Origin of the sequence: Mycobacterium paraseoulense (assembly GCF_010731655.1) — a bacterium.
GTDB lineage: Bacteria > Actinomycetota > Actinomycetes > Mycobacteriales > Mycobacteriaceae > Mycobacterium > Mycobacterium paraseoulense.
Genome location: NZ_AP022619.1, coordinates 4,558,478 through 4,580,923, shown reverse-complemented (window position 1 = coordinate 4,580,923; position 22,446 = coordinate 4,558,478). Strand labels below are relative to the sequence as shown.

17 protein-coding genes, 1 tRNA gene and 1 pseudogene are annotated in these 22,446 nt (G+C 70.0%); 6 read left to right on the top strand and 13 right to left on the bottom strand.

The annotated features are described in order from the left end of the window. Positions 1 to 14: 14 nt before the first annotated feature. The 10 genes from G6N51_RS21270 to G6N51_RS21225 form a co-directional block, all read right to left on the bottom strand. Positions 15 to 389 (bottom strand): nuclear transport factor 2 family protein, encoded by a 375-nt coding sequence (locus G6N51_RS21270; protein ID WP_083176401.1) that lies wholly within the window; start codon positions 387 to 389, stop codon positions 15 to 17. 36 nt (positions 390 to 425) lie between these two features. Beyond that, a complete protein-coding gene (locus tag G6N51_RS21265) occupies positions 426 to 1,181 on the bottom strand; it encodes a maleylpyruvate isomerase family mycothiol-dependent enzyme (protein WP_083176403.1) in 756 nt (251 codons plus the stop codon). A 32-nt stretch (positions 1,182 to 1,213) separates the two neighbouring features. Beyond that, positions 1,214 to 2,539 carry a UDP-glucose dehydrogenase family protein gene (locus tag G6N51_RS21260; protein ID WP_083176405.1) on the bottom strand — a complete coding sequence of 442 codons (1,326 nt, stop codon included), beginning with the start codon at positions 2,537 to 2,539 and terminating at the stop codon, positions 1,214 to 1,216. A gap of 95 nt (positions 2,540 to 2,634) precedes the next feature. Further along, complete coding sequence (locus G6N51_RS21255; protein ID WP_438502051.1) at positions 2,635 to 4,053, bottom strand: DUF7159 family protein; 1,419 nt, start codon at positions 4,051 to 4,053, stop codon at positions 2,635 to 2,637. A gap of 459 nt (positions 4,054 to 4,512) precedes the next feature. Then, complete coding sequence (locus G6N51_RS21250; RefSeq protein ID WP_167528577.1) at positions 4,513 to 5,595, bottom strand: IS110 family RNA-guided transposase; 1,083 nt, start codon at positions 5,593 to 5,595, stop codon at positions 4,513 to 4,515. 116 nt (positions 5,596 to 5,711) lie between these two features. Further along, positions 5,712 to 6,842 (bottom strand): DUF7159 family protein, encoded by a 1,131-nt coding sequence (locus G6N51_RS21245; protein ID WP_163750789.1) that lies wholly within the window; start codon positions 6,840 to 6,842, stop codon positions 5,712 to 5,714. Positions 6,843 to 7,024: 182 nt separating this feature from the next. Further along, positions 7,025 to 9,019 carry a DUF7159 family protein gene (locus G6N51_RS21240; protein ID WP_408632574.1) on the bottom strand — a complete coding sequence of 665 codons (1,995 nt, stop codon included), beginning with the start codon at positions 9,017 to 9,019 and terminating at the stop codon, positions 7,025 to 7,027. Positions 9,020 to 9,139: 120 nt separating this feature from the next. Then, complete coding sequence (dcd, locus tag G6N51_RS21235; protein WP_067304154.1) at positions 9,140 to 9,712, bottom strand: dCTP deaminase; 573 nt, start codon at positions 9,710 to 9,712, stop codon at positions 9,140 to 9,142. Positions 9,713 to 9,726: 14 nt separating this feature from the next. Further along, a complete protein-coding gene (locus tag G6N51_RS21230) occupies positions 9,727 to 10,797 on the bottom strand; it encodes an IS110 family RNA-guided transposase (RefSeq protein WP_180134408.1) in 1,071 nt (356 codons plus the stop codon). A 237-nt stretch (positions 10,798 to 11,034) separates the two neighbouring features. Beyond that, the gene (locus G6N51_RS21225) at positions 11,035 to 11,691 is read right to left on the bottom strand and encodes a hypothetical protein (protein WP_180134409.1); all 657 of its coding nucleotides are present in this window, start codon (positions 11,689 to 11,691) and stop codon (positions 11,035 to 11,037) included. Between the two features lie 183 nt (positions 11,692 to 11,874). Here G6N51_RS21225 and G6N51_RS21220 point away from each other — a divergent pair. After that, positions 11,875 to 11,948, top strand: a tRNA-Gly gene (locus tag G6N51_RS21220). A gap of 29 nt (positions 11,949 to 11,977) precedes the next feature. Here G6N51_RS21220 and iniR read toward each other — a convergent pair. Further along, a complete protein-coding gene (gene iniR / locus G6N51_RS21215) occupies positions 11,978 to 14,413 on the bottom strand; it encodes an isoniazid response ATPase/transcriptional regulator IniR (RefSeq protein WP_232078446.1) in 2,436 nt (811 codons plus the stop codon). Positions 14,414 to 14,846: 433 nt separating this feature from the next. Here iniR and G6N51_RS21210 point away from each other — a divergent pair, with 433 nt between their 5' ends. Both G6N51_RS21210 and G6N51_RS29710 read left to right on the top strand, forming a co-directional pair. After that, positions 14,847 to 15,401, top strand: a complete 555-nt coding sequence (locus G6N51_RS21210) for an Rv0340 family IniB-related protein (RefSeq protein WP_083176763.1) — start codon at positions 14,847 to 14,849, stop codon at positions 15,399 to 15,401. A 218-nt stretch (positions 15,402 to 15,619) separates the two neighbouring features. Further along, positions 15,620 to 15,823: pseudogene (locus G6N51_RS29710) on the top strand (IniB N-terminal domain-containing protein); the annotation flags it as partial. 90 nt (positions 15,824 to 15,913) lie between these two features. Here G6N51_RS29710 and G6N51_RS21205 read toward each other — a convergent pair. Together G6N51_RS21205 and G6N51_RS21200 are read right to left on the bottom strand one after the other, a co-directional pair. Then, positions 15,914 to 17,581, bottom strand: coding sequence for a hypothetical protein (locus tag G6N51_RS21205; protein WP_163750787.1), 1,668 nt, complete (start codon positions 17,579 to 17,581; stop codon positions 15,914 to 15,916). Positions 17,582 to 17,593: 12 nt separating this feature from the next. Continuing rightward, positions 17,594 to 18,148, bottom strand: a complete 555-nt coding sequence (locus tag G6N51_RS21200; protein WP_142275255.1) for a hypothetical protein — start codon at positions 18,146 to 18,148, stop codon at positions 17,594 to 17,596. A gap of 15 nt (positions 18,149 to 18,163) precedes the next feature. Here G6N51_RS21200 and G6N51_RS21195 point away from each other — a divergent pair, with 15 nt between their 5' ends. From G6N51_RS21195 to G6N51_RS21185, 3 genes are all read left to right on the top strand, one after another. Next, positions 18,164 to 18,952 (top strand): hypothetical protein, encoded by a 789-nt coding sequence (locus G6N51_RS21195; RefSeq protein WP_083176039.1) that lies wholly within the window; start codon positions 18,164 to 18,166, stop codon positions 18,950 to 18,952. Positions 18,953 to 19,051: 99 nt separating this feature from the next. After that, entirely contained in the window at positions 19,052 to 20,887 is a 1,836-nt protein-coding gene (locus G6N51_RS21190) for a dynamin family protein (RefSeq protein WP_083176037.1), read from the top strand. Beyond that, positions 20,884 to 22,383 carry a dynamin-like GTPase family protein gene (locus G6N51_RS21185; protein WP_083176035.1) on the top strand — a complete coding sequence of 500 codons (1,500 nt, stop codon included), beginning with the start codon at positions 20,884 to 20,886 and terminating at the stop codon, positions 22,381 to 22,383. The genes G6N51_RS21190 and G6N51_RS21185 overlap by 4 nt, the downstream gene beginning before the upstream one ends. Positions 22,384 to 22,446 lie beyond the last annotated feature (63 nt).

Here is a 22,446-nt window from a genome sequence, read left to right as displayed (position 1 = left end):
CCACGCTCAATTGCTCAGTTGACGAGGTCGGATTCGGTGAGCTCGGTGGCCGCCAGCGCCGACGCCAGGTCCTCGTGCCGGAACACGGACGTGACGTGGTCGTGGACCACCCGGAATGCCGACGCCGCGGTGGTGACAGCGCCGGGATTGTCCGGGGCGCTGACCTTCTGTTCGACGACCACGACACCGTCGTGCACGTACATCCGGCCGACTTCGGCCGTGCCGTCGCGGGAAGCGGCCCAGCGTCGCAGCGCCTCGTGGCCCTGCGCGGCGCCGTGCGCGTCGCCGATCTCGATGTCGTCGCTGGACAGCTCGACCAGGGTTTCCAGATCGGCGGCGTTGAGCGCGTCGTGCCATGCCAGGACGGTGGCGATCTCCGAAGTGGTCATGGTGTGCAAGTTACCGTGTGCGCCCCGGCGGCGGGGCTAGAGCGGGGTACGGTCGAGCCAGTTCTGCCACACCCCCTCGTCACCGAACAGCGCGACGCCGGCGTCCGCGAGCGGCAGCCGGCGCAGGATGGCCAGCAGCAGCTCGGTGGCGCCGCCCCGCAGGGCCGCGGTGCCCTTGCCGTGCTCGTGCGACCAGGTGATCCGGCCGTCGTCGACGCCGATCGTCCACTCGCCGGCTGCGCCGAGCCCGGGGTCGGTGGCGTGCAGGTGCAGGGTGTTGTCGCCGTCGAGCGGGAGCGGCGCCCCCTCGCTGCCCGCCTGGATCGCGAGCCGCTCCAACCATTCGGTGATCCCGTCGGCGGCAATCTCGGGGTCCAGGGTGTACGGGGATCCCAGCGCGATGGCCGCGTCGGCCCGGTGCACGGCCACCTCGTGCAGGCGGCGCCGGACCCACCAGTTAGCCGGGCGGGAGCCGAGAAACGTCCACACCGGGGTTTCCACCCCGGTGAGCTCGACGGCGTCGAGGAGCCGCTGCGCGCCGCCGTGCAGCCAGGAGATCGCGTCGGCCGGATCGGGTGGCGGCTTGCCGCCCTCGACGGATCGGGGGTCGAGAAACTCCTGAAGCCGGTCGCGCACGATCTGCGCCGCCCAGCGGTCGCCGCGCCCGACGTGGCGCAGCAGTTGGCTCAGGGTCCACCCCGGGCAGGTCGGCACCGGCGTGGCGTGGTCGACATCGCGGAAAAGCTCGGAGAATGCGCGGTTCTCTTCGAGGAATGCGCCGGCGTAGTCCACCCCGGTCAGGCTACTCGGCGGGGTCAACGGCCTCAGGGGCGCGGCGCGCCCAGCCGGAACACCCGCCAGCCCGCCCGCGTCCAGCGCGCGGCGTCGAGGCAGTTGCGGCCGTCGACGATGACGCGGGCGCGCACCCGGTCGGCCAGGTCGGCGGGGTCGAGGTCGATGAACTGCCGCCACTCGGTCAGGACGAGCACCGCGTCCGCGCGCTCGCAGGCCTCCTCGACCGACACCGCGTAGTTCAGCGTCGGGAACAGCCGCTGCGCGTTTTCCAGCGCCTTGGGGTCGTACACGTTGACCGCGGCGCCGTTGAGCTGCAGCTGGCCGGCGACGTTGAGCGCGGGCGAGTCGCGCACGTCGTCGGATTCGGGCTTGAACGCCGCGCCCAGCACGGCGATGTTGGCGCCCAGCAGCGAGCCGCCGCAGGCGGCGTTGGCGAGTTCGACCATCCGGGTGCGCCGGCGCATGTTGATGCTGTCGACCTCGCGCAGGAAGGTCAGGGCCTGGTCGGCCCCCAGTTCACCGGCGCGGGCCATGAAGGCTCGGATGTCCTTGGGCAGGCAGCCGCCGCCGAAACCCAAACCGGCGTTGAGGAATTGCCGACCGATCCGGGGGTCGTAGCCGAGCGCGTCCGCCAGCACGCTGACGTCGGCGCCCGCGGCCTCGCACACCTCGGAAATGGCGTTGATGAACGAGATCTTGGTGGCCAGAAAGGCATTGGCGGAAACCTTGACCAGCTCCGCGGTCTGCAGGTCGGTCACCAGGAACGGCACTCCCTCGGCGAGCAGTGGACCGTAGAGCTCGCGCACGGCCGTCTCGGTGCGCGTCGAATCCTGTTGCACGCCAAGCACGATGCGGTCCGGATGCAGGGTGTCGTGCACCGCGTAGCCTTCGCGCAGAAACTCGGGGTTCCAGGCGATCTCGACGTCGACGCCGCGGGGTGCCAGGGCGGCCGCCCGGTGGTTGAGCTCGGCCGCGGTTCCCACCGGAACGGTCGATTTACCCACCAGCACCGAGGATCTCGTCAGCCGCGGCACCAGCGCGTCGATGACGGCGTACACGTGACGCAAGTCGGCGCCGTACTCGCCCTTCTTCTGCGGTGTGCCGACCCCGAGGAAATGCACGTCGGCGAACTCGGCCGCCAGGTCGTAGTCGGTGGTGAACCGCAGCCGCCCGGCCGCCAGGTTCTTCGTCAACAGCTTGCGCAGGCCGGGCTCGTAGAAGGGGATGTCACCGCCGGCGAGCTTGGCGACCTTGCCCGCGTCGATGTCGACCCCGACGACCTCGTGTCCCAGTTCCGCCATTCCGACGGCGTGGGTCGCACCCAGGTAACCGGTGCCGAAGACGGTGCATCGCATATAACCGGTGTAGGTCGCCGCGATGACCTAACTGCATCGCCCCGCTAAGTGGGAGGCAAACGGCAGATGACAGGTGGCACCGAACGGCCGGTGCACTACAGCCCGGGGATACCCGGGATCCCGATATGGGGGCCGAAACCGCCGTGACCGTGGCCGCCACCGAACCCGGGGAACCCGCCGCGGTCGTCGTCGCCACCGCCGAACCGACCTCCTCTTGGTGCCGGCGGCCCACCGATGATGATCGGGGGTAGTTGTATCGGCGGCGGGGGCGGCGGAGCGGCCGGCGCCGGGGCCTCCGGAACCGGTGCGGGCGCCGGGGCCTCGGGAACCGGAGCGGGAGCGGCCGGAGCGGGGGCCGGCGCGGGTGCGGCCTCAGGCGCGGGTGCCGGAGCCTTGGGAGCCGGTGCCGGCGCCGCGGGGGCTTTTGGCGCCGGGGCCTCGGCCGGCGCGGGAGCCGCGGGTGCCGGGGCCGGCCGGGTGGGCGCGACGACGACGTTCTGGTTCGGGCTGGGCCGGACGTTGGCGGTCGGCCGGATGGCGATCGCCAGGGAGACGACCAGCGCCACCACACCGATGACGAAGACGCCCGCAACGATGCTGCCCACCAGCCGGAACGAGCGGCGCTCCGGATAGCCCGCGCCGACGAGCGCGGTGGCGCCGGTGTGCGCGCCGGTGTAGAAGTCGTCGACGTCGTCGGGCACCGCGCTGTAGGCGAGGCCTTCCTCGCCGGCGTTCGCCGGTACGTCGAAGTAGCCGGGCGCCACCGCGAACGGGTTGATGGCGCCGGTGCCCGGGTCTTGCGCGTAGGCCAGCGCCGCGGTGGACGACGAGAACAGCGGGGCATGCGCCGAGGCCAGCGCCGCGCCCCGGGCCAGCGCCGTTTCGGGCTCCTCGGGGGCCGACAACGGCAGCGAGGTCGCCGCCTCCAGCGCGGGCTTGATCAGGGGGAGGTCAATGCCGGAGCCGACGACGAACACCCCGTCGGGGCGGGTCTCGAGCGTCTCGGCCTGCGACACCATCGCGGCCAGCTGGGCCACCGCGGCCTCGTCATCGGCCGGCAGCGGCTGCCGGCGGACGTCGGCGACCGACCCGTCGGCGCTGTTGACCACCGCCAGGGTCGCCGTCTCGGGCTCGATGTACAGCAGCGCCGTCTGCGCGTAGTTGGTCTGGCTGCCCACCGCTTGCGCCAGGGCGGCCGCGGCCAGGAATGCCGAGACCAACATCACGTTCTCGACCTTGTGGGCGGCCAGCGCATCGCGCAGCGCGGCGGCCTCGATCGGGTCGGTGAAGGTGACGCCGGTCGAGGCCAGCTGGTAGCCGCCCTCGGCCGCGCCCTGGCGCGTTCCGAGGATCGCGGAGACTACCTGGTTGGCGGCGCTGAGCGTTGCCGCGTCGTCTTCGGGCGGAACGTCGAAATTGTCTTCGTCGACGGTGGCGCCTTGGCCGTTTTGGCCCTCGACCAGCACCATCCGGACCGCCGTCGGCGCCATTGACACGCCAAGTACGGTGTCCAATGTTCCTCCAAGGTTCGATTGCTAGCCCTGATGATGAGGACGTGGCCGCCGCACCCCGCGAAAACGCCAGAGGTCACTGAGTCCCCACCCTATGTTCCCCTAGTGATCCGATTTTACGCGCGCGCCCGGCCTTCGGTTGGGGCCGTGTGCGGCTGATATGTAGGCACGGTTTGTCAATAGGCAGGTGAAAGCCGCCCCGGTTTGGCGCCGGGGCGGCTTTCGTTGATCGGTGTCAGCTGCGTCTGCGGCGGTCGTTGGTCAACGACGGTGGTGTCAGACTGATATGCGCGGGTTGGGTACCGCAAGACGATGGTTCGGCGCGAACGGTGGCTGCTCTCTAGGGGCGGGCGTCACACCGAGAGTTTCTGAGTCTCGTTGTTGCTCATAGCCGTAACGCAGGTCGGTTCGCTTACCTCGCCGTGACCCAAGCCGATACCGATCAAGTCATCGGGTGAGGTTCTAGCCCAACGTCGCTAGCGACCAGCACCAGCCGGCTAACTCACGCGCGATGGCGACGTTGGCCACCACGTGGGGCTTCTTGCGCTCGTTGAAACGGCACCACTGCTGATGCAGACGGCGATTGCCGGCATGCCCGCGTGCCTTGAGGGCAGGAGTGACCTTGGCCCAACGGGCCCGCATTGTGGGGCCAGGATTGCGGTAGGCCGCGCGGTGGTGCCAGGCCGCCTCGATCAACAGTCTGCGTACGTGGGCATTGCCGGCCTTGGTGATCGATCCCTGCACCCGTGAGGTTCCCGAGGAGTACTCGCTGGGGACCAAGCCCACGTAGGCGCCGATCGAGGAGCCGGTGAAGCGGTCCCAGTCACCGATCTCAACCGCTAAGGCCAGCCCGGTTAACGCCGAGATCCCGCGCAGACACCCCAGCCGGTTCACCATGTCGGCATACCGAGGCAACGCCGCGACCTCGAGGATCTGCTCGTCGAGGCGGTCTCGAGCCGCGGTCGCGCTCAGAACGGCATCGAAGTGGTGATCAAAGGCCGCCGCGGTATGCGGGTCGTCGAAACATTGCCGCCGCAACCAAATCTCGTGCACGCCGTTCCAGGCATGTCCGCCCGAGTAGACCCGGCCCTGGCGCAGCAGCAGTTTGGAAAGCCGATGACGCACCCGCATCAAATCAGCGCGGGCATCTTCACGAGCACGGACCAGATCGCGGGCAGCTTCGACCTCCCGTTCTGGGACGGTGACCGCGCTGACCTCGCCCAGCCGCAGCAACCGGGTCAGATGCGCGGCATCGCGGGCATCGGTCTTGACCCGATCCCCAGACGGGCGGATCAATTTTGACGGCGCTGCGACCGTGCATTCGATCTGGGCCTCGGCCAGTGCCCGAGCCAACCCAAACCCAGTGGGGCCGGCTTCATAGGCCACGCGTACCGGACCACGCAACTGGCGCAGCCACCCAAGAATCTCGCCGTGATCTGGACACAACCGTGCCCGCTCGACTTGACCCGTTTTCTCGTCGACAGCATGTGCAACCACCGAAAGTGCGTGCACATCCAACCCGACACTCGTACCGTTGAAACTCACCGGAGGCCTCCTGATCTGCAACTGTGGCTCTACCGAAGCGAGTGTTCACCCGCGATCGGCAACCCACGTCCGATTGCAGCCCGAGGCCTTCGGCCTCAGGTCAGCCTCCATACCGTCTAGGGCATCGGGATGCCGTGTTCCCCCAGGTGCCGATGCAGCCAGTCGTCCCATTGATCGCCGTGGGAGGGGGCGGGCCCCGGTTGGGGGGATGCCGGCGCCGGCGCCGGCGGGACGGAGGCCGGGGGCGGCGGGACCACCGATGGCGGCGGGGGCGCCTGGTTGCCCGGGGCGACCACGTTCTGGGTGATATCGGGGCGCTGGTGCGCGTGGGGCCGGATGTCGAGGGCCAGCGCCACGGCCAGTGCGACGACGCCGACGACGAACATCAGGGTGGCGGCGACGACGGCCAGCACCGCTTTGCGGCTGCCTCGCCCGTCCGAGTGGGCGGCGGCCGCGCGGTCGGCGCCGGTCGCCCGGGCCTTCCCGCTGTCCGCTTCGGCGCTGTAGGCGAGCTCACGCCCGTCCGCCAAGGGGTCCCCGGCGTAGGGCATCGCGATCGTCGACGGCGCCCCCAGCCGCGCGTTGGCCGCCGCGAGTGAGGCGCCCCGCGCCAGGGCCATCTCGGGCTCCTCGGGCGTGGTGACCGACAGCGAGGTCGCCGCCTCGAGCGCCGGCTTGAGGAAGGGGATGTCGACGTCCGAACCCACCAGGAACAGCCCGTCCGGGCGCGCCCGCATCGATTCGGCGTCCGCGGTCATCGCGGCCAGCGTCGCCAGCGCCGCTTCGTCGCTGTTGGGCAGGGGATGCCGGCGTACGTCGGCGACCGCCCCGTCCGCGGTGTCGACGACGGCCAGCGTCGCGGTGGTGGGTTCGACTAACAGCAGTGCGGTGCGCGCGCAATTGGTCGCGCTGCCCGCCGCCTGCGCCAGCGCCGCGGCGGCCATGACCGCCGACACCAGCACGACGTTCTCGATCTTGCGTTCCGCCAGAGCCTGCCGCAGCGCGGCCGCCTCGGCGGGGTCGGTCCAGGTCACTCCGCTTGACGTCAGCCGATAGCCGCCCTGGACCGCGCTCTCCCGGGTGCCGAGAATCGCGGAGACGACGCGGTCGGCCGCGTCGACCGCCGTCGCCTGATCGGTGAGGCGAAAGTCGTTCTGATCGACGGTCACCCCGCCGGCGGCTTCGCCCTCGACCAGCACCATGCGGACCGTCTCAGGCGCCAGGGACACGCCCAGTACGACGTCCACTGCTCCTCCAAGTCGTCCGAATCGATTGCTGCGCCATGCGCATGGGCGTTCGCCACTTCGTACAGTGACGCAGACTTCGCGGCGACCCCGGCCGCGCCCCAACCCAATTCGCCACCCTAGCGCGCGAAGTTGAGCGCCTCCGGCAGTCGCCGCCGGCCGAGTGACGTTCGTATATCGGGGGCTTACCTGTGCCCGCCGCCACCGCCGCCGTGGCCACCACCGAAGCCGCCACCGCCACCGCCGAATCCACCGCCACCGCCCAGGCCGCCGCTGTGCCCACCACCGAAGCCGCCGAGGCCGCCGCCGCTGTGGCCGCCACCAAAGCCGCCGAGGCCGCCGCCGGCACCCGGAGCGCCGAAGCCACCACCGCTGCCGTGGCCGCCTCCGCCGAACAGGCCACCGGGACCGGTGGGCGCGCCGCCGCCCGAACCGGGAGACGGGAGGTGCCCGCCGCCCAATCCGCCCGGCCCCTCACCCGGGGGCGACACATGGCCGCCACCCAGGCCACCGGGACCCGAGCCCGGGGGCGAACCCGGCGTCGACACGTGGCCGCCGCCGAGGCCGCCCGTGCCCGAGCCTGGAGGTGACACATGCCCCCCGCCGAGGCCGCCGGGACCCGAGCCGGGCGCCGGCTCGTGCCCGCCGCTGGAGCCGCCCGTGCCCGAACCGGGCGGCGGGACATGCCCGCCAGTCGCGCCGCCCGCACCCGAACCGGGCGGCGGGACATGTCCTCCGGCGGAGGCGCCGGTACCCCCGGGAGGCGTCTGGTGGGGCGGTGACTGCGGCACCGTGCCGCCGGCCTGCGGCGGCTGCGGGACGTGGACCGGCGGTTGGGGCGGCAGCGGCTGTGGGGGGGACACGCGCGGCGGGGCCTGGATGACCGGCGGACTCACGATCGGGTTAGGAACGGGGACGCGGACCGGCGGCAGAATCACCGGCGCGATCGGCGGGACCACGACCGGAACCGGCACCACCGGAGCCGCCGGGACCGGGGCCGCGGGGATGGGAGGCGCCACGGGCGGGCGGGCCGCGGGCAGCGGCGCGGCGAACTGCGGAGTCATCGGCTTGGGCGCCGCCACCGGTTCCGGCAGGTTGAGCTTCGCCGCCGGGGCCGACGCCTCGACGGGCGCCGGCGGCTCCTGCGTCGGGACGATCAGGTGTTGGCCCGGGGTGGGCTGCAAGGCGACCGTGCCGGTCGTGCGGATGCCGATCGCCAGCGCGATCTCGAGCGCCAGCACCGCGCTGATGCCGGCGACCGCCAGCCCGCTCCCGATCAGCAGGGCGGGCCTGCGCCGCTCCTGGCTTTCCTCCGGCATGAACAGCTTTTCGATGACGACCGTGGGCGAGTCGGCGTCCTCGTCGGGCACCGCGCTGTACGCGAGCTCGTCGGCACCCGCCTCCGGCCCGAACGGCACGTAAAGGTATTCGGGCAGCGAGTGCTGGTCGACGGCACCGGTGCCCGGGTCCTGGGCGTAGGCCAGCGCGGCGGTCGACGAGGCGAACAACGGCGCATTGGCCGAAGCCAGGGCCGCGCCGCGGGCCAGCGCCGTCTCCGGCTCCTCCGGCACGCTCACCGCCAGCGAGGTCGCCGTCTGCAGCGCCGGCTTCAGCGGGGCGACGTCGACGCCCGACCCGACCACCAGCACGCCGTCCGGCGCCGCTTCCAGCTTCTGCAGCCCGGCGATCATGCCGCCGAGCTGCGCGGCGGCCTGGTCGTACGACTCGGCGTAGATCGGTTGCTTGTAGACGTCGGGAATGGACCCGTCGGAGGTCTCGACCACCGCCAGCGTCGCGGTGCCGGGCTCCACGAACATCACCGCGGTTCGCTCGTAACCCATTGCGCCACCGACGTTTTGGGCCAGTGCGGTCGCAGCGAGGAAGGCCGACACCAGCATCACGTTCTCGACCCGGTGGGCGGCCAGTGCGTCGCGCAACGCCGCCGCCTCGAATTGGTTGGTCCACGTCACGCCGATGGACGACACCTCGAGTCCGGCCTCGGCCGCGCCCTCGCGGGTGCCCAGGATGGCGGCGAGCACCTGGTCGGGTGCGCTCGCGGTGGGCGCTGCGTCGGCGGCGGCGACGTCGAAGACTTCCTCTTCGACGGTGGCACCGTCGGCGTATTCGCCTTCGAGGACCACCATTTGGATCGACGCCGGTGCCATCGACACCCCGAGCACGATTTCCAAGACAAACCCCTCCAAAGGTATTGCGCGGTGAACCATGGTCAGGCGGAGGAAAAAACCATGGCTAACTAACTAAGTATCGCGCAGAACGGGGGCGGGAGAGCCCCGCGGAACCTATGTAGTCCTTATGAAGTTCTGATAGGAGCGCGACGGCGTGGGTCCGCGCTGGCCCTGGTACTTCGAACCTACTTGCGAACTGCCGTAAGGATGTTCGGCCGGGCTGGTCAACCGCAGGATGCACAGCTGGCCGATCTTCATGCCGGGCCACAGCGTGATCGGCAGGTTGGCGACGTTGGACAGCTCCAGCGTGATGTGACCGCTGAAGCCGGGATCGATGAACCCGGCGGTCGAGTGCGTCAGCAGCCCCAGCCGGCCCAGCGACGACTTGCCCTCCAGCCGGCCCGCGAGGTCCTCGGGCAGGGTGAACAGCTCCAGCGTGGAGCCGAGCACGAACTCCCCCGGGTGCAGGACGAAGGGCTCCCCATCGACGGGTTCGACCAGCGTCGTGAGCTCGTCCTGTTGCTTGGCCGGGTCGATGTGGGTGTAGCGGGTGTTGTTGAACACCCGGAACATGCAGTCGAGGCGGACGTCGATGCTGGACGGCTGGACCAGGGCGTCGTCGTAGGGGTCGATGCCCAGGCGGCCGGCGGTGATTTCGGCCCTGAGGTCACGATCGGAGAGCAGCACGCGTTTCTCCTATGTCAAGCCGCTGCCGGTTGGCAAGGCTTTGTTCGGATGTTGTGGTCGGTGTGGAGGTGATGGAAGACCACTCTGGCGAGGCGGCGTTTGAGGCAGCGCAGGGCCTCGGTGCTGGAGTCGCCGGCGGCCAGACGGCTGCGGTAGTAGGCCTGTCCGAGGCCGTCGAGACGGATCTGGGTGACCGCGATGCGGTGCAGAGCGGCGTTGAGTTGGCGGTTGCCGGTGCGGGTCATCCGGACGCGGCCGACGGTGTTGCCTGACCACACCGGGATAGGCGCCACGCCTGTGTGCCGGGCGAACGCCGCCTCGCTTTTGAAGCGGGCGACCCCGGCGGTTTCGCCGATGATCTTGGCGGCGGTGAGCTCGCCGCAGCCGGGCATGGCAAGCAACGCCGGAGCGATCGCGCGGACACGCTCGCCGATCCGTTTCGCCAAAACATTGATGGCCTCGGTGAGTCGGGTAATGTCGGCCAACTCCTCGCGGGCCAACTCGGCCACCAGACCGGGCTGGGCGGCCAACCAATCACCGAGCGTCCTGCGGTGCTTGGCCAGATCCAGCGACGCCGGTTTCGGCGCCTGGCCAGGATCTAATTCGTGCACTCTCCACAACAACCGGTTGATCGTCGAAGTGCGTTGCCCCACAAGGTCTTCACGCCGATCCACCAGCAGCTTCAACTCCCGCGACACTTCATCGTGGGAAGCCACCGGAAGATCGGGCTCACGCAGGTACGCCCGCGCGACAGCCAACGCGTCAATCGGATCAGACTTGCCCCGCGTACGAGCCGAGGCCCGGGTCTGGGCCATCAACTTCGACGGGACTCGTACCACCTTCTGATCGGCGGACAACAAATCGCGCTCTAATCGCGCCGACAAATGTCGGCAATCCTCAATCGCCCACACCAGCTCGACACCAAACTGGGTGCGAGCCCATCGGATCGCCTGGCGATGACCTACCGTAGTGGCCTCGACGACCTTCTCGCCGATTCTGCGGCCCACCTGATCCACGGCGACAAACGTATGCGTGCGCTTGTGGACATCGGCTCCAACAACAACCATGGTGGTTGCCTCCTTCACTGTGAGGTGACGGTTGGGCCGGTCGGCGGACACATCTCAGTGGGGGCGATGCCACGCTCCTATCAAGTCACGCCGGCCGGTCCTTCACACCTGATGCCGACAAAACGCATGAACGCCAACCCGAAAGCGGCAACGAGCCTACGAGCCAAACACCAGGTGATCAGGATCCAACCACCGCACCAAGCGGCAACCTCACCCTGACACTGAGACGAGCCTATCCGCTGCCCGCCGTCGCGGTCAGTCGGCGAGATACATCTCCCGACCGGTGGGGTATCCGCCCCCGGTGGTCGTGACGTGGACGTGGTCGTAGTGACCGAGCCGGCTCGGTTGCGCTCCGCCCGGCGTGTAGTAGACGCCCCGCCAGATCGCGTCCTGGATCCGGAACCGTTTCGCGTTCTTCATCACGTACGCGACGATCTCGTTGCCCAGGGCGATGCCTTCGGCGCTCTGCGGGTTGGGGATCATCACGTCGAGCGCCAGACCGAGCGGATGCCAGGGCAGCGGATCCGGTCGTACGCCGCCGATTTCGTGGATCTGCGGGAACTTGGCGCTGATGCTGCGGGAGACCAGGATCGTCCTCACCTGAAGGCCCTGTTCCGGGGCGAGCCCGGCGGCCAGGAACCGGGACCTGGTGTGATACCTCGATGCGGCGAGGGGTTCAGCCGTGCCTTCGCCGCGGGACACGTCCGACGCGAGCACAATCCCAACCGGCTTCGCCGCCACGATTTCTAAGCAGCATGCTGAATTGTCTCCAATAACGGGTGCTGCGTCGTGGCGCGGCATGAAAGGGGAGACATCTCCTGCCGCCGCGAAGAACACCGCCGCGGGGGCCAGCACCCCTGCCAGGATCAGCGGCGATTTACGCCGCTTCTTGGCTAACCTGTGCCGGCCCACCCAAGGCACATTACGACATGATCACGAAAGAATAAACATCGGTTCGCGAATTTGCCGTTGGGGCCATTCCTCGGCCGGCGTCACGTCCACGACGCGGCCCGGCCGGCGCTGGGCAGTTGGTGTCCGGCCGCACTACTCGCCGAACCCATCCGCCGCCGGGTGCTAACCTTCGATGCCGACACCGCCGATGTAGTTCAATGGCAGAACATCAGCTTCCCAAGCTGAATACGCGGGTTCGATTCCCGTCATCGGCTCCAGATTCAGCCCCAGTACCCGGGGCCCGGTGCTAGGACGCCGATATTGCGCGCAGCATCGACAACATCTCGGAACGCGAGCCGGCGCCGAGCCGGCGGCGTATCCGTGCCACATGGTGTTCGACGGTCTTGGCCGAGATGAACAGCTGACGGCCAATGTCGCGGTACGGCAAGCCCAAGAGGAGCAGCTCGGCGACTTCGCGTTCGCGCGCGGACAACGGCGAGGCCGACGGCGCCTGTCGGGTCGTTTTCGGAGCGTCAGACCCGGGCTCGTCGTCGGGTGTCTCCTCCACCGCCGCGACCAGCTTGAGGTCACGGGCGAGCTGCAACATGTCCCCCGACACCCGGCCATCCGGCGTCTGCAGCGCGGCCTGACCGGCAAGGCGCGTCGCATCCCAGGTCAAACCGAATTGGGCCAGCGAGCGGGCGCCCATGGTCACCTCGTCGGCGTCGACATCGCCGGCGAGCACCCGCAGCCAGGTGCGACCGGTGCTCGCCAGCGCCTGGGCGAAGACACTCTGGGATGCCGCCGCGGTGAGGGCCTGCCCGTGCGGGGCAACGGATTCGGGTGAACCGGTCAAGATTCCGGCGTGCACGCCCGCCCAGTGCAGTGGCACCGACCATAAGACCGGGTTGCCCAGCGAGTCCAACAAACCGAACGCCAGATCAAGGTGGTGGCGCAGCCGGGCCACCTGGCGCATCCTTGCCGCGGCGACCCATAATTCACCCAAGGGCAGCAGGGTGAACAAGTCGATGGAGTACTCGGCGAGCACCTCCATCGCCGCATACCAATGCTTGTGCAGCGCGCCGGTGTCGCCGCTGCGACGCGCGATCGCGGTACGCAGCGTCGCCGCCCATAATGCGTCGCGCCGATGCAGGTCGGTGGCCGCACCCGAGCAGGCGGCGTCGGCGTCGGCGCCGGCCGACGCGAGCTGGCCGTCGCGCATCTTCGTCCAGCCGAGCAGCAGCAGGTGCCGACGCCCGAAGAACCCGTCGCCGTCGGCGCGGACGGCAGCGCGACCGATGATGCTGCGCGCCCGCACCGGATCGCCGCCGTGCAACGCGGCCAGCGTGACCAATGCGGCCGGGCTATCGGGGATCACTTCAGCCATCGACCCGCCCACGGCGATCGCCTGGCCGAGCTTCGCCACCGCCACCGGGTACGGCTCTTTCATACTCCTCAGCAGGCCTTCGGCGAGGCCGCGCGCGGCGCGTGCGGCGGCCGTCGGCGGCCCCTGTCCCGGGACCTGCAGCGCCGCGTGCGCCGCCGTGAGGTCTCCCGTCGCGGCCAGTGTGATCGCGCCTGCGGCGCTGACCACCGCGTCCGGATAGGGTCCCAGCCAGCCGAACAACTCCGCCGCCTGCCCCGCATTGCCGTCGTGGGCGGCGGCGCTGGCCGCAACCCGCACCGCGGCGGCACGTTCGGCAAGGTCCGCCGAACCGAGCAAGTCGTCGGCCAGGGCCGCCGCGCCCGCGCAGTCTCCGGTCAGGGCCAGCGCGTCGGCCAGCCGGCACGACAACCCTTCGGCGCCGGCGTCGACCGCCGCGCGGTACAGCCGGGCGGCTCGGCCCGACCGGCCGCGAGCCCGCGTCGCCTCACGGCGCAGGATGCTCGCCAGATCGGGGTCTCGCAGTCCGTGTTCGGCGAGACGCAGCGCGAGGTCTGATGACAACGTCGACATGGCGAGCTGGGAACGCAACAGTGCGGCCTCGACCTGGTGGTGATGCGCGTTGCCGACGAGCTGGGCAACGGCGTCGTGCACCGATTGCAGGAAGCCCGGGCTGTGCGATGGCTCGATTAGCCCGCTTGCGCGCGCCCGGTCGACAAGCAGCAGCGCCTGCGTCGCCGGGATGTCCAGTGCCGCAGCGACATCGGCGGTGCCCAAACCGGGGTTCAACGACGTGATGAGCAGCGTGTCCAGCGTCGGCTCGTCGAGGCGGCGCAACCGGTCCATCAATGCAAACTTGGCCGCCTGCATCGGGTCCTGCGCGGCCTCGGTCACTGCCCGCAGCAAGAACGGCAGCCCCGCCGTGCTGTCCAGGAAGTGGTCGGCGACCGGCCGCGGGCCCAACGAAAGGCGGGGCCGCTCCCGCTCGAGGGCCGTGGCCAGCGTCCGCAGCGTGGTGTGTTGCTCGCACGGTTCGGCGGCCACCACGACCGTCGCGGCGGGATCAGCGATGCGCTCGACGAGCGCCAGCAGCTCGGCGTCGGGCAACAGTTGCGCGTCATCGATGACAACCGCCGCGTCGGGTCGGTCCCCGTCGCGCGGAGACCGCGTCAGCACCGTTATCCCGGCACCGCGCAAGGCATCCCGAACGGCGGCGAGGACGGTGGTCTTTCCCGTACCGATTCCCCCGCTGACCAGAACCTTGACCGGGGTCTGCGCGCCGTCCGCCAGCGCGTTGATGATGCGACGCGCGTCGGGGGGGAGGACCTCGGCGGAAGCCGTAATGTCCGGACTGGCCACGGTGGGGCTAACCGGGCGTGGTGCGTGCGGACGATCGGTGATCGGTGCGCACCCTGGCACCCGTGGCCGTGTCGAACAGGCGGTTCTCGGGTGGCCGGTCGCCAACGCCCGCCGAGCCATGGACGGCCGGCCAGCGGGCTCGCGACCCGGCCCCCAACCCGAGCGACTTGCCCATAGTGCACGTCCCTGTGTCGATTCCGGTGACTGGCATCGGCGGCCGTTGCCTACCCTAGCGCTCCCCCGACGTGCCGGTCATCATAATCCCCGTAGGCACCGTGATCCCCTAACGGGGGTATCCCCTAACGCGGCGCCCGGGCAGGGTGGGCGCACACCGATCACGGCGGCGCCGTCGGCCGATAGCATTCCGGGAAACGGCTGGTATTTGGCTGCGGGTAGGCGCTGATGATGACGGAGCGCACGCTGGAGGCGTGTCATGGCAAATGCATTGCTTGACTTTGTGATGTCACTTGTGCGCGACCCGCAAGCCGCCGCGCGCTACGCGGCAGATCCCGCACAAGCGATCGCCGACGCTCACCTGACCGGTGTCACCAGCGCCGATGTGAATCATTTGATCCCGATGGTGTCGGATTCGCTGTCGATGTCCACTCCGGGCGGTACCGGCGGCACCACCGAGCACGGCAATGTGTGGGCGAGCGGGGCGGCCACGGCCGCGTTCGACGCGTTCCCGATGCACGCGCCGGTCCAAGATTCGGGGGAAACCGATGGGCACGGCCTGACCGGCCACGTCATCGATCACCCGCCGGTCGGCGGCGGCGGCGAGGCCCCGGGGGCTTGGACAGATGCCAATCCTGAGCCACTCGAGCTGCATGATCCATCGGCGACGATCGCTGCGCCCGACGAAATGCCTGATCAGCCAGTCCACGACGGCGGATTCGGGATGGACGGCCCGGGAGGATGGGATCACTCCGCGGCCGACAGCCACCCCGTCGAGAATGAGCATCACGGATTCGACCCACACTTCGGGTGATTTCGATTCGTTATCGACCTGGGCGACGACCGCAATCGCCGGCCGTTATGGTCCTGAAGTGGGCAAATGTCGTCGACGGGGGGTTATCCGACCAAGCTCAACTTGTCCCTAACCATCCCCTAATCCCCTAATGGCATGGGCTTAGTGATCCCGCCAAGGGCGCAAACCACTGGGGGATTCGGCCCCGTTACCGGCCTGAAAAGAAGCACCTAACTTGAGTGTCGGAACGTCGGCGTAGCACCGGCAACGGCTCAAACGAGCCACAATCGAAAGGCACTGACGTGAGCTCTCTGATCGACTACATCCTTAACCTGTTCCGCAGCGAAGACGCGGCCAGGGCTTTCGCTGCTTCTCCCCAGCAGGCGCTGAATGAGGCCGGGTTTGCTGACGTGTCCCCCGCCCAAGTCTCCTCCGTGGCGGCCAGCGCGGTGCCGGGACTCGAACTGGGTAGCGGCGACCCCATCGCTGGTCTGCAGCAAGCGGTGTCGAGTCAGTTCGGTCTCGCGGCGGCCTCAAATGTTTCTGCGGCGGCTGGCGGTGAGGCCGCTGCCGGGCTGGGCACCGACGTGGGCGCTGGCTTGGGCGCTGGCTTGGGCGTCGGCGCCGAGTTGTCCGATGCGGTCGGCCTGGGCGCTCAGGTTGGCTATGGCGTCGGCGGCGGTCTTGGCGGTGAAACCGGCGGCGGCTTTGGTGTTGGTGGTGCTGCCGGTGGTGACCTCGGTTGGCAAGGCGGCGTCGGCGGCCAGGCCGGTGCCGGCTTTGGCCTCGGTGGCGAAGCGGGCGCGGGTCTTGGTGGCGGCTTTGGCGGCCAGGCTGGCGGCGAAGCCGGTGGCGGTTTCGGTATCGGCGGAGACGCCGGCGTTGGTATCGGTGGCGGCTTCGGCGGCCAAATCGGCGGCGAAGCCGGTGCTGGAATCGGTGGCGGCTTTGGTGGCGACGCCGGTGCTGGCCTCGGTGGCGGCTTCGGTGGCCAGGCTGGCGGCGAAGCCGGTGGCGGTTTCGGTGTCGGCGGAGACGCCGGCGTTGGTATCGGCGGCGGCTTCGGCGGCCAAATCGGCGGCGAAGCCGGTGCTGGAATCGGTGGCGGTTTTGGTGGCGACGCCGGCGGTGGCCTCGGTGGCGGCTTCGGCGGCCAGGCTGGCGGCGAAGCCGGTGGCGGTTTCGGTGTCGGCGGAGACGCCGGCGTTGGTATCGGCGGCGGCTTCGGCGGCCAAATCGGCGGCGAAGCCGGTGCTGGAATCGGTGGCGGCTTTGGTGGCGACGCCGGCGGTGGCCTCGGTGGCGGCTTTGGTGGCGACGCCGGCGGTGGCCTCGGTGGCGGCTTTGGCGGCCAGGCTGGCGGCGAAGCCGGTGGCGGTTTCGGTGTCGGCGGAGACGCCGGCGTTGGTATCGGCGGCGGCTTTGACGGCCAAGCCGGTGGCGGTTTCGGCGGCGACGCCGGCGCTGGCCTCGGTGGCGGCTTTGGCGGCCAGGCTGGCGGCGAAGCCGGTGGCGGTTTTGGTGCCGGGGGTGACGCCGGCGCTGGCCTCGGTGGCGGCTTTGGCGGCCAGGCTGGCGGCGAAGCGGGTGGCGGTTTCGGTGTCGGCGGAGACGCCAGCGTTGGTATCGGTGGCGGCTTCGGCGGCCAAATCGGCGGCGACGCCGGCGCTGGCCTCGGTGGCGGCTTTGGTGGCGGCTTTGGTGGCGGCTTTGGTGGCGACGCCGGCGGTGGCCTCGGTGGCGGCTTTGGCGGCCAGGCTGGCGGCGAAGCCGGTGGCGGTTTCGGTGTCGGCGGAGACGCCGGCGTTGGTATCGGCGGCGGCTTTGACGGCCAAGCCGGTGGCGGTTTCGGCGGCGACGCCGGCGCTGGCCTCGGTGGCGGCTTCGGCGGCCAGGCTGGCGGCGAAGCCGGTGGCGGTTTCGGTGTCGGCGGAGACGCCGGATGGCAAGGCGACGCCGGCGTTGGTATCGGCGGCGGCTTTGACGGCCAAGCCGGTGGCGGTTTCGGCGGCGACGCCGGCGCTGGCCTCGGTGGCGGCTTTGGCGGCCAGGCTGGCGGCGAAGCCGGTGGCGGTTTCGGTGTCGGTGGTGACGCCGGATGGCAAGGCGACGCCGGCGTTGGTATCGGCGGTGGCTTCGGCGGCCAAGCCGGCGGCCAAGCCGGTGGTGACGCCGGATGGCAGGGTCGCGTCGATGGCCACGCCGCTGGCGGCCTAGGGGCCGGCGGCCAGGTCGCTGCTGGTAGTCGCGGCGAAGCAGGTGGGCGTGTCGCCGCCGGCTTTGGCGGGCAGGGTGGAGCTGGCGGCCAGGCTGGATCTCGCGGTCAGGTCGGAGCTGGGGGTCAGGCAGGCGCTGAGGGTGACTCCGGTGGCCGCGTTGGCGGGGGCTTCAGCGGCCAGGCTGGCGGCGGCTTCGGCGGTCAGGCCGGCGGCCAAGCGGGCGGCGGCTTCAGCGGCCAGGCGGGCGGCGGCTTCGGCAGCCAGGCCGGCGGCCAAGCGGGCGGCGGCTTCAGCGGCCAGGCTGGCGGCGGCTTCGGCGGCCAGGCCGGCGGCCAAGCGGGCGGCGGCTTCGGCGGCCAGGCCGGCGGCCTGGGCGCCGGGGGAGCTCAAATCGGCAGCTCGTCCGGTGGCGTCGGTGTAGGCGGCCAAGTCGGCGCAGCCGGTGGCGCGACGCTCGGCAGCAGCGGAGGCGCGTTCGGCTCGGGTGGCGGACCCGCTGTTGGCGGTGTCGGCGGCACAACCGCCGTGGGCGGTGCTGCCAGCGCTCAAGCGGCAGCCAGCTCGTTGGGCAATGTCGGTCTGGGCGCTCAAGCGAGCGCCGCCGGAAACGCAGCGCTGGCGGCCACCGCCGGGGGTCACGCCAGCTTCCTGGGCAATGAAAGCGCCGCACTCGGCGGTGGCGCCCAGCTGACCGGTGCCCAAAGCGAGATCGCCGCGGGTGGCCATGCTGGTGCCGGTGGCGGCGCAGCGATCGCATCCGGTGGCGGTGCGCACGGCAGCATCCTCAATAGCGAAGGCGCCGCGCTGGGTGGCCACGCCAGCGCTCAGCCGACGGATCCATTCGCCGAAACTGGTGCGTCAAATCACGTCGGTGCCGGTGGTGGCGCAACGGTTGGCGCCGGCGGTAACGCGCAGGGCAACATTCTCAGCCACGAGGGCGCTGCGTTCGGCGGCAACACCAACGTCGGCGGCGGCGCCGACGTCAGCGGCACCGGCGTGGGCACCAGCCACGGTGCGAATGTCTCCGCGGGCCAAAGCAGCGTCATACACGACAGCGGCTCCGTCATCCACAGTCCGAGTCCGGGCGAACCCGCTCACGCCGATCCGAGCGCGGCGGCCGCCAGCCACAGCTCGGCCGCGGTTGACGCACACTCTGCCCTGCAGGGCCCGTCGGCGGCCGCGGTCGCCGACCCGTCCGACCACACGGCGTTCGATGCTTCGGGCCACTCGGCCACCGACGCCTCGAGTCACTCGGTGTTCGACCACAACAGCTACGACCCGGCGGCATCGCACCCGCCGGCCCACAGCGACCCGATGACGCACAACCCGGTGGACCCGCACACTGGGTTCTGATCAGAAGGCAGTGCCGCGAACCGGCGGGGACCTCTCGGTTCCCGCCGGTTGGTGGGCATACGGTGTTTCGGAGTTCAACGCAGAAAGTAGGGCGGCCCGGTGACTCAGCCCGACGACCCGCGCCGGGTCAACGTGATCGTCGAACTGATCGATCACACCAGCACGATCGCCGACCTCAACGGCCGCGGCGACCTGAGCCAGCGGCTCGCATGGGCCCGCGAACGCATCACCGACCCCCACACCCGGGTGGTGATCGCCGGTCAGCTCAAGCAGGGCAAGAGCCAGTTGCTCAACTCGCTGCTCAACATGCCCGTCGCGCGAGTCGGGGACGACGAGGCCACGGTGCTGATCACCGTCGTCGCCTATGGCGACCCGCCGTCGGCGCGAATCGTCCTGGCGCCGGGCCCGAACGGCCTAGCGGAAACCGCTGACGTCTCGATCTCCGATCTGCAGACGGACCTGCGTCAGGCTCCGCAGGCCGCCGGCCGCGACGTGCTCCAGGTGGAGGTCAGCGCGCCCAGCCCGATGCTGCAGGGAGGGCTCACCTTCATCGACACGCCCGGTGTGGGCGGTCACGGTCAGCCGCACCTGTCGGCCACACTGGGGTTGTTGCCCGACGCCGACGCGATCCTGATGGTCAGCGACGCGAGCCAGGAGTTGACCGAGCCGGAAATGCGGTTCGTGCAACAGGCCCACCAAATCTGTCCGGTCGGGGTGCTGCTGGCCACCAAGACCGATCTATATCCGCATTGGCGTGAGATCGTCAACGCCAACATCCGACACCTGCAGCGGGCCCGGGTACCGATGCCGGTGCTTCCGGTTTCGTCGCTGTTGCGCAGCCACGCCATCACGCTCAACGACAAGGAACTCAATGAGGAGTCCAACTTCCCGGCGATAGTCAAGTTCCTCAGCGAGGACGTGCTGTCCCGCCGCAACGACCAGGTCCGAGACCAGGTACTGGACGAAATTCGTTCTGCGGCAGAGCATTTGACGCTTACCGTGCGCTCTGAGCTGGCCGCTCTCGGCGACGCGGACGTCGGTGGGCGGCTCACCGAGGATTTGGAACAACGCAAACGCGAGGCCGAGGACGCGCTCCAGCAGACAGCGTTGTGGCAACAGCTGCTCAACGACGGAATCGCCGACCTGACCGGCGACGTGGACCATGATCTGCGGGCTCGCTTCCGGGCCATCACCGAGGACGCCGAGCGGGTGATCGACTCGTGCGACCCCACGCGGCACTGGGCCGAGATCGGGGTGGACGTGGAGAATTCCGTCGCCACGGCCGTCGGCGACAATTTCGTCTGGGCCTACCAGCGCGCCAAGGCCCTCGCCCAGGAAGTGGCCCGCGTGTTCGTCGAGGCGGGGCTGGGTGCGGTCGCCATGCCCGAGCTCAGCGCGCACGCCATGGGTGCGGAGTTCGGTCAGCTCAAGTCCCTGGCCAGGCTGGAGGCCAAGCCCATGGGCAAAGGCCACAAGATGGTGACGGGTATGCGCGGCTCCTACGGCGGCATGGTGATGGTCGGCATGCTCTCCTCGGTCGCCGGGCTGGGCCTGTTCAACCCGCTGTCGGTGGGAGCCGGGTTGGTGATGGGCCGCATGGCGTACAAGGAGGACAAGGAGAACCGGCTGCTGCGGGCGCGCAACGAGGCCAAAACCAACCTGCGGCGTTTCATCGACGATGTCTCCTTCGTGGTCGGCAAGGAGTCACGTGACCGGCTCAAGACGATCCAACGTCAGCTGCGCGACCATTACCGCGGCATCGCCAACCAGGCCACCCGCTCGCTCAACGAATCGCTGCAGGCGACCATCGCCGCCGCGCGGTTAGAGGAAACTGAGCGTGACAACCGAATCCGGGAGCTGGAGCGGCAGTTGAACATCCTGACCCAGGTCACCGACAACGTCGACAAGCTCGCGCCCGCGGTGACACGGGTGTGAGCACCAGCGAGCAGGTCCGCGCCATCCTGGGCGGAACCCTTCGCGCCTACCAGGCGGAGCCGGCCTACCGCGAGCGGCCCGACGTCTTCCACGAATTGCAGCGCATCGCCGCCCGGCTCAACGAACCGATGCGCATCGCGCTGGCCGGCACCCTGAAGGCCGGCAAGTCCACCCTGGTCAACGCGCTGGTCGGGGAAACCGTCGCGCCCACCGACGCCACCGAGGCCACCCGAATCGTCACCTGGTTTCGGCACGGGCCCACACCGAAGGTCATCGCCAACCATCGTGGGGGTCGTCGTTCTCATGTGCCGATCATGCGCGACGGCGGACTCGGCTTCGACCTGAGCAGGCTGAACCCGAACGACGTCGTTGACCTCGACGTGCAATGGCCCGCCGACGAGCTGATCGCCACCACGATCATCGACACGCCGGGAACCTCGTCGCTGGCACGTGACGTCTCCGCGCGCACGCACCGGCTGCTGGTGCCCGAGGACGGAATGCCGCGGGTGGACGCGGTGGTGTTCTTGCTGCGCACCCTCAACGCCGCCGACATCGCGCTCCTCAAACAGATCGGTGACCTGGTCGGCGGGGCGGCGGGGGCGCTGGGCATCATCGGCGTGGCGTCGCGGGCCGACGAGATCGGCGCCGGGCGGATCGACGCCATGCTCTCGGCCGAAGACGTCGCCAAGAGATTCACCCGCGAGCTGAGCCAGACCGGCGTCTGCCAGGCGGTGGTGCCGGTGTCGGGGCTGTTGGCGCTGACCGCCCGCACGCTGCGCCAGTCGGAGTTCGGCGCCCTGCAGAAACTCGCCGCTGTCGATGCCGCCGAATTGCACAAGGCCATGCTCAGCGCGGACCGCTTCGTCCGTCCCGACAGTCCGTTGCCGGTGGACGCCGACACGCGTAGCCGGCTGCTCGAGCGGTTCGGCATGTTCGGCATCCGGATCTCGATCGCCGTGCTCAAGGCCGGCGTCACCGATGCGGCGGGGCTCGCCGATGAACTGCTGGAACGCAGCGGGCTGGTCGCTTTGCGCACTGTCATCGATCAACAGTTCGCGCAGCGCTCCGACATGCTCAAGGCGCACACCGCGCTGGTGTCGTTGCGCGGGTTCGTGCAGGCGTACCCGATCGCCGGCACGCCGCACATCCTCGCCGACATCGACCCGTTGCTGGCCGACACCCACGCCTTCGAGGAGCTGCGGCTGCTCAGCCAGCTGCATTCGCGCTCGACGGCGTTCCACGACGAAGAGCTTGCCTCGCTGCGGCGCATCATCGGCGGTTCGGGCACCGACGCGGCCAGCCGGCTGGGGTTGTCCCCCGAGGACTACCAGGACGCACCGCGCGCCGCGTTCGCCGCCGCACAACGCTGGCGCCGCCGCGCCGAGCACCCGCTCAACGACCCGTTCACCACTAGGGCGTGCCGCGCGGCGGTGCGCAGCGCCGAAGCGATGGTGGCGGCTTTCGCCGCGCGCGATAGCGGGGTCCGGCCGCGTTGATGCCCCGGCCCCGGAGCCCGCGAATGAGGTGTGTGAATCGGGGGACAGCGCTGGCCTGCCATT

Bases quoted from the DNA above. Each gene is read 5' to 3' on its own strand.
- G6N51_RS21210 (WP_083176763.1), top strand. From the start codon at position 14,847: ATGGCAAATGCATTGCTTGACTTTGTGATGTCACTTGTGCGCGACCCG.
- G6N51_RS21260 (WP_083176405.1), bottom strand. From the start codon at position 2,539: ATGCGATGCACCGTCTTCGGCACCGGTTACCTGGGTGCGACCCACGCC.
- G6N51_RS21270 (WP_083176401.1), bottom strand. From the start codon at position 389: ATGACCACTTCGGAGATCGCCACCGTCCTGGCATGGCACGACGCGCTC.